Raw genomic sequence first — 6,205 nt, 5'->3', positions numbered from 1 at the left:
ATCCGCCCTTGGCGCGTGTTCCGGCGCGCGCAGGATCTGACGGTCGTCACCGCCTGCCTGATCTATGCGGGCGCCACGCTGCACGCATTCTCGCGCCTGCCCGGCAACCCGCAGCTGATCGCCGAGCGCACCCTGATCTGGCCGACGATGCTGCTGATGCTCTCGCTGCTGATCCCGCTGGCGCTTCCGCCGCTCCGGCGCGGGCTGGGGCGTTATGTCTGGATGAGTTTCCTCGCGGGCTTTGGGCAGAACGCCCGGTCGATCCTGGGCGGCGTCGTGCTGCTGGGCGGCGCGGCGGCTCTTATCTACTGGCAGATCGGCGAGGCGGCGGCCGGCGGCCGCTATCCGGCGGGCGTGTTCTCCGGTTACGCCTCCGGCATCGGCATCCTGGCGGCTCAGGCGGTGCTGGTGCGGCTGCTGGAGCGCGACCCGGTCGTGCGCCGCCGGATCGAGGATCATGGTTCGGACGGCTCTACCCGTACCGACACCTGACCGCCCGGGCCCTCGGAGATCGTCAGCCGGGCGTCGGGACCCACCTCGCCCAGATTGATGTCCTCGCGCGGCGCCACCAGCCAGGCCTGGCGGCCCGCCACCGCGATCACGATGCGGCCATCGGCCCAATGGTCAGCGGCATAGCCCTTGAGCGCGCCATACATCGGCTCCCGGCGCCAGGCGCGGGGATTGGCCGGGTCGCAACGGGCGATCAGCCGCAGGCCCTGGGCGTCCTGGTCCAGCACCACCTTGGTCAGGTCCGGTCGGAACTTGCGAGGCATCTCCTCGTCCATCAGCCAGACGCACTCGAAGGCGCGGCAGGCGTCGGGCCGATCCTGATAGACTCCGCAGCCCCCCGGGAGGCGGTGGCGACACCAGACCCCGCCCGGCTTCTCCAGGGCCGCGACCCCCATCACCTTGCAGCAGAGCGTGCAGTCGCCACAGGTTCTGGCGCGTTCGCTCAAGGGCGACGTCCCATCAAGGTTCCCCCAAGCTTCCCCGGCGTGAATCTTGCCACTGCCGCCCAGGTACATAAGTGTGCGTCATAGAATTCAAGGAGCCCGCCATGGCCGATTTCGGCGCAGATGTGGATATCGAAGCCTTCCGGGGCGAAGCGCGCGCTTGGCTCGAGGCCAACTTCCCCGCCTCGCTCAAGGGTAAGGCTGCGCTGGCGACGGGCGAGTCCAAGTCCAGTCATCCCGACATCGTGGCATGGCGCCGCACGCTGGGCGAAAAAGGCTGGTCGGCGCCCACCTGGCCGAAAGAGTATGGCGGGGGCGGACTGACTGCGGCGCAGGCTCGCGTTCTGGGTCAAGAGATGGCGCGCATCGGCGCCTTCCATCCTTCGATGTTCGGCATGGGCATCACCATGATCGGGCCGACGATCCTCGACTACGGCACCGAAGAACAGAAGAAAAAGCACCTGCCGCCGATCATCATGGGCGAAGTCCAGTGGTGCGTCGGCTATTCCGAGCCCAACGCCGGCTCCGACCTGGCATCGCTGCAGACCCGCGCCGACGATGCGGGCGACAGCTGGAAGATCAACGGCCAGAAAATCTGGACCAGCGGCGCTCAGCATTCCGACTGGTGCGGCCTGCTCGTCCGCACGGACTTCTCGGCCAAGAAGCACGAGGGCATCAGCTTCCTGCTGGTCGACATGCACCAGCCGGGCATCGAGACCCGGCCGATCGCGCTGATCTCCGGCGCCTCGCCCTTCTGCGAGACTTTCTTCACCGACGCCGTGGCCCCCAAGGCCGCCCTGCTCGGCCAGATCAACGTCGGCTGGACCGTCGGCAAGCGCCTGCTGCAGCACGAACGCGCCAGCCAGACCGGCGGATCAATGGGCGGCCGTGGGCCCAAGCCGCTGAACGAGATCGCCAAGGCCTATCTCGGCGTCGATGGCGAGGGCCGCCTGGCCGACGCCGACTTCCGCACCCGCCTGGTGCGCCACGAGATGGACGCCCGTGTGCATGGCCAGACCCTGATGCGCGCGGCCGCCGAGGCGCGGGGTAACAATAGCCCCGGCAACGCGCCTTCGGTGCTCAAGAACTCGGCGACCAATGTCGCCCAGATCCGCGCCGAGCTGACGCTTGAGCTGATGGGCTCGCAGGGACTGGGCTGGGACGGCGCCAACTATTCCCACGACGAAGTCGAGGCGGTGCGCAGCTGGCTCTGGGGCAAGGCGATGTCGATCTACGGCGGCTCGGCTGAGATCCAGAACAACATCATCTCCAAGCGCATCCTGGGGCTGCCTGACAACACCCAGAGCACCTGACCCGGGCCCTATTTCGCCCGGAACGGATCGGCCGGATAGACGCCAAGGATCTCGAAGCGCTCGGAGAAGAAGCTCAGCTCTTCGAAGGCGCGAGCCAGATTGATGTCTTCCGGCCGGCCGTCGACCTCGGAATAGAAAAAGGTCGCGGTAAACGCGCCGTTCTCCATGTAGCTCTCGAGCTTGGTCATGTTGACGCCGTTGGTCGCGAAGCCGCCCAGCGCCTTGTAGAGCGCCGCAGGCAGGTTCTTCACCCGGAAGATGAAGCTGGTCACACAGGGGGCCGTGAAGGGCGGCGGCGGCGGCTTGGGGTCAGCCGTCATCACCAGGAACCGTGTGGTGTTCGAGTGCTCGTCCTCGACGTCGCGCAGCAGGATCTCCAGGCCATAGATCTCCGCCGCCAGCGCCGGCGAGAGCGCCGCCCGGGTTGGATCGGGCCGCTCCGCCAGCATCTTGGCCGCTCCGGCGGTGTCGCCCGTGGCTTCGGTCTTGAGCTTCAGGCGGCGCAGCGTGCGACGGCACTGGCCCAGCGCAATGGGCATGCTCATGGCTGTGGTGATGTTCTCCAGCTTGGCGCCGGGATTGGCCATCAGCTGGAAATGGATCGCCTTGAAGCGCTCGCCGATGATCTTCAGGCCGGAAGAGGGCAGCAGGTGGTGTACGTCGGCCACGCGCCCGGCGATGGAGTTCTCCACGGGGATCATGCCCAGCTGGCAGTCGCCGGACTTCACCGCTTCGAAGGCGTCTTCGAAGCTCGCGTGCGGCACCGGCTCCATTTCGGGGAAGTGGCTCGAACAGGCCTCATGGCTGTTGGCGCCCAGTTCGCCCTGGAAAGCGATCCGCTGTCGGGTCATGCAGGCATCCTCGCGTGGTGGCGCGCCCGCTCCAGATCGGCGGGACTGTCAACGGAAATAGGCGCGGTTTCGGCCACCGCCGCCCAGATTGAAAGGCCGAGCTCCATGGCGCGAAGCTGCTCGAGCCCTTCGCGCCGCTCAAGCGGTGATGGCGGCGCGGCGACGAAGGCGGCCAGGGCCGCGCGGCGATAGCCGTAGAGCCCGATGTGGCGCCAGATCGGCCCGTCCCCATACAGGGTGGAACGCGTGAAATAGAGCGCCTTGCCGCTATGACCCTCAGGCTGCATCGCCAGCACGGCCTTGACGACGTCGGCGTTGGTCCGATCCGCCGGGCCGGCTTCCGGCGCGACCAGGGTGGCGATGTCGGCGTCCGGCTGCGCGGTCAACAGGCCGGCGCAGGCGGCGACCATGGCCGGTTCGACGAACGGCATGTCGCCCTGCAGATTGATCACCACATCATGTCGGCCTTCGGGATCAAGCGCGCCGAGCGCCGCCCAGATGCGATCCGAACCGGATGGCAGCGCCGAATCGGTGAGAACCGCCCGCCCGCCGGCGGCCTCGACCGCCGCGACAATCTCCCGATCGCCCGCCGCCACCGCCACCGGACCGACGCCTGCGGCCTCGGCCTGACGCAGCACGCGCACGATCATCGACACGCCCTCGATATCGGCGAGAGGCTTCCCCGGCAGGCGGGTCGCGGCCATGCGCGCGGGGATCAGGATGAGGGGTGTCATAAACCGGTGGGACGCCATTGGCTTGGGCGGTTGCGCGAGCGCCGGTAGCGTGTAAGAGAGCCGCACGCAACAAGGGGCGGGATTCCCGCGTGCGTCGGCGGTTTTGAGTCGGCGACCGAGGAGAGGCGTAACAGGGACCTATGAGCGACCTGACGTTCAACAAAATCGCGGGCGCAGTCCTGGCGACGGGACTGGCCATCGTGGGCCTCGGGCAGCTTTCCGGCATGGTGTTCGCACCTCAGAAAGCCGAAAAACCCGGCTATCTGGTCGAGGTCGTCGACGAGGGCGGCGGCGGGCCGGCCGCGGAGGTTCCCCCGGACTGGGGTACGGTGCTGCCGACCGCCGACGTGGCCGCGGGCCAGGCGGTGTTCGCCAAGTGCCAGTCCTGCCACAACATCACCCAGGGCGGGGCCAACGGCACAGGTCCGAACCTGTGGGCCGTGGTCGGCGCCAAGCCGGGCGTGCACGCCGGATTCGCCTATTCGCCGGCCATGATCGAATATGGAAACGGCAAGCCTCAGTGGGGCTATCAGAATCTGTATGACTATCTGAAGGCGCCCGCGAAGTACGTGCCGGGCACCAAGATGACGTTCGTCGGCCTCAAGAAGCAGGACGAGCGGATCAACATCATCGCCTATCTGGCCCAGCAGGGCGGCACCCTCGCGGTTCCGCCGCCGAACCCGGCCGCCGCCGCGCCGCCCGCCGCCGATCCGGCCGCGGCTCCGGCCGCTGAAGGCGCGGCGGCCCCTGCCGCCGCAGCGGCTCCGGCCGCGCCGGCTGCGAAGTAGGAACCTACACCCCCAGCCGCGCGGCGACCTCTTCGCCGATCGCCAGGGATGAGGTGAGGCCGGGGCTCTCGACGCCGAACAGGGCGACGAGGCCCGGAAGGCCGTGGATATCGGCGCCATCAAGCCGGAAGTCGGGCTGGGGTTGGCCCGGGCCATGCAGCTTTGGCCGCACGCCGGCATAGTCGGGCGCCAGCGCGCCGTCGGGCAGCCCCGGCCAGAACTTGCGCACATAGCGATAGAACTCGCCCGCCCGCGCGGGATCGACGCTGTAGTCGGGCGCGTCCACGAAGGCGAGGTCGGGTCCGAACACGCCCTGCCCGCCGAGGTCCCGGCGATAGTGGGTGCCGAGTGCGCCGGGGATCGGCGGCGGATAGATCAGACGCGCGAAGGGCGCCTTGCCGGCCAGCCGGAAATAGACGCCCTTGCCGAAGTGACCCTTGGGGATCTGCGCGGCCGGGAACCCCTCGATGGTCGCCGCCACGGCCTGCGCTGAGAGGCCGGGGGCGGTCACCAGCCACCGGCAGGCGAACGTAGTGGGGTCCGCCCCGCCGGCGCGCACCTCGAAGCCGCCGCCCTCCCGCGGGGTCGCGCCCTCAAAGGGCGTGGCCAGCACCACCGCGCCGCCCGCCGCCTCGATCTCCCCTTGCAGGGCCAGCATGTAGGCGTGGCTCTCGAACACGCCGCTCTCCGGCGAGATCAGGGCGCCGACGCAGGCCAGTTCCGGCTCGAGCGCCAGCGCCTCGGCCCGGGTCAGGCGCGCCATGCCCTCGACGTCGTTGGTCCGGGCCTGCGCCAGGATGCCTTCCAGGCGCTCGAGCTCGACCGCATCGGTGGCCACCACCAGCTTGCCGCAACGATAATAGTGCACGTGATGGGCGTCGCAGAAGGCGTAGAGCGCGCGCCGACCGGTGACGCACAGCCGCGCCTTCAGGGACCCGGTCGGATAATAGAGCCCGCCGTGGATCACCTCGGAATTGCGCGAGGAGACGCCTTGGCCGATGGCCAGATCGCGCTCCAGAACCGCCACGGTGAAGCCCCGCCGCGAGAGCGCGTAGCCACAGGCCAGGCCCACGGCGCCCGCGCCCACCACCACAGCATCGAAGTCATAGTCGGACATGGCCGGGGGGTTAGAGCGTCTTCGGAAAGGTGGAAACCGGTTTTGGATGAAGAGACGCTCTAGATTCTTGATTTCGAGCCTTTTTCATCCCGCTCAGATGACCCGAAATGAACGCCGGGGGCTCCAGCGCCTCATCGCCGGAAAGAAAGTGACCGGCGCGATGCCGACTTCTAACACCACTCCGATCAGAGATCGCGACCATTTCACTTAAACAATTGAACAATTTCTATCAATTGTGGCGATCAAAAGAATGCAAATGCCAAATAAGTGACGTGATATTGTTTGTTTTCGTCAGGTCGAATTCATATATCCGTTGCGCCAGATTATTGGCGAATTGTTGAAGGATACTTCACATGTCTGAGACCCCCAAGACACCGGCGACGCCGGCCCAGACGCCTGGCGCGACTCCTCCGATCCACTCCGACAAGCCGATGGATCCGAAGAGCAAG

The 6,205-nt window shown here is 67.6% G+C and carries 7 protein-coding genes; 3 read left to right on the top strand and 4 right to left on the bottom strand.

Annotation, left to right across the window (positions count from 1 at the left end):
• Window positions 1-492, top strand: a 492-nt coding sequence (locus tag ACIQ3R_RS13930; RefSeq protein ID WP_397419463.1) for a hypothetical protein, incomplete at its 5' end; no start/stop codon positions are given.
• Here the strand turns inward: ACIQ3R_RS13930 and ACIQ3R_RS13925 are convergent.
• Window positions 456-956 (bottom strand): YkgJ family cysteine cluster protein, encoded by a 501-nt coding sequence (locus ACIQ3R_RS13925; protein ID WP_397419462.1) that lies wholly within the window; start codon window positions 954-956, stop codon window positions 456-458. The two genes, ACIQ3R_RS13930 and ACIQ3R_RS13925, sit on opposite strands and share 37 nt — an antisense overlap.
• Before the next feature lie 101 nt (window positions 957-1,057).
• On the opposite strand from ACIQ3R_RS13925, the gene ACIQ3R_RS13920 reads away from it, so the two are divergent.
• A complete protein-coding gene (locus tag ACIQ3R_RS13920) occupies window positions 1,058-2,266 on the top strand; it encodes an acyl-CoA dehydrogenase family protein (RefSeq protein WP_397419461.1) in 1,209 nt (402 codons plus the stop codon).
• An 8-nt stretch (window positions 2,267-2,274) separates the two neighbouring features.
• Here the strand turns inward: ACIQ3R_RS13920 and ACIQ3R_RS13915 are convergent, their stop codons facing one another.
• Both ACIQ3R_RS13915 and ACIQ3R_RS13910 read right to left on the bottom strand, forming a co-directional pair.
• Window positions 2,275-3,117, bottom strand: a complete 843-nt coding sequence (locus ACIQ3R_RS13915; protein ID WP_397419460.1) for a prephenate dehydratase — start codon at window positions 3,115-3,117, stop codon at window positions 2,275-2,277.
• On the bottom strand, window positions 3,114-3,851 hold the full coding sequence (locus tag ACIQ3R_RS13910) for a 3-deoxy-manno-octulosonate cytidylyltransferase (RefSeq protein WP_397419459.1): 738 nt from the start codon (window positions 3,849-3,851) through the stop codon (window positions 3,114-3,116). Before ACIQ3R_RS13910 ends, ACIQ3R_RS13915 begins: the two co-directional genes overlap by 4 nt.
• Before the next feature lie 140 nt (window positions 3,852-3,991).
• Between ACIQ3R_RS13910 and ACIQ3R_RS13905 the strand changes: the two genes are divergently transcribed.
• On the top strand, window positions 3,992-4,639 hold the full coding sequence (locus ACIQ3R_RS13905; protein WP_397419458.1) for a c-type cytochrome: 648 nt from the start codon (window positions 3,992-3,994) through the stop codon (window positions 4,637-4,639).
• Window positions 4,640-4,643: 4 nt separating this feature from the next.
• Here ACIQ3R_RS13905 and ACIQ3R_RS13900 read toward each other — a convergent pair whose 3' ends face one another.
• The gene (locus tag ACIQ3R_RS13900) at window positions 4,644-5,756 is read right to left on the bottom strand and encodes an NAD(P)/FAD-dependent oxidoreductase (protein ID WP_397419457.1); all 1,113 of its coding nucleotides are present in this window, start codon (window positions 5,754-5,756) and stop codon (window positions 4,644-4,646) included.
• Window positions 5,757-6,205: the final 449 nt, after the last annotated feature.

This window comes from Phenylobacterium sp. (assembly GCF_044371015.1).
Taxonomy (GTDB): domain Bacteria; phylum Pseudomonadota; class Alphaproteobacteria; order Caulobacterales; family Caulobacteraceae; genus Phenylobacterium.
Note: the sequence above shows the minus strand (reverse complement) of the source record. Positions and strands in the feature narration are given on the sequence as shown.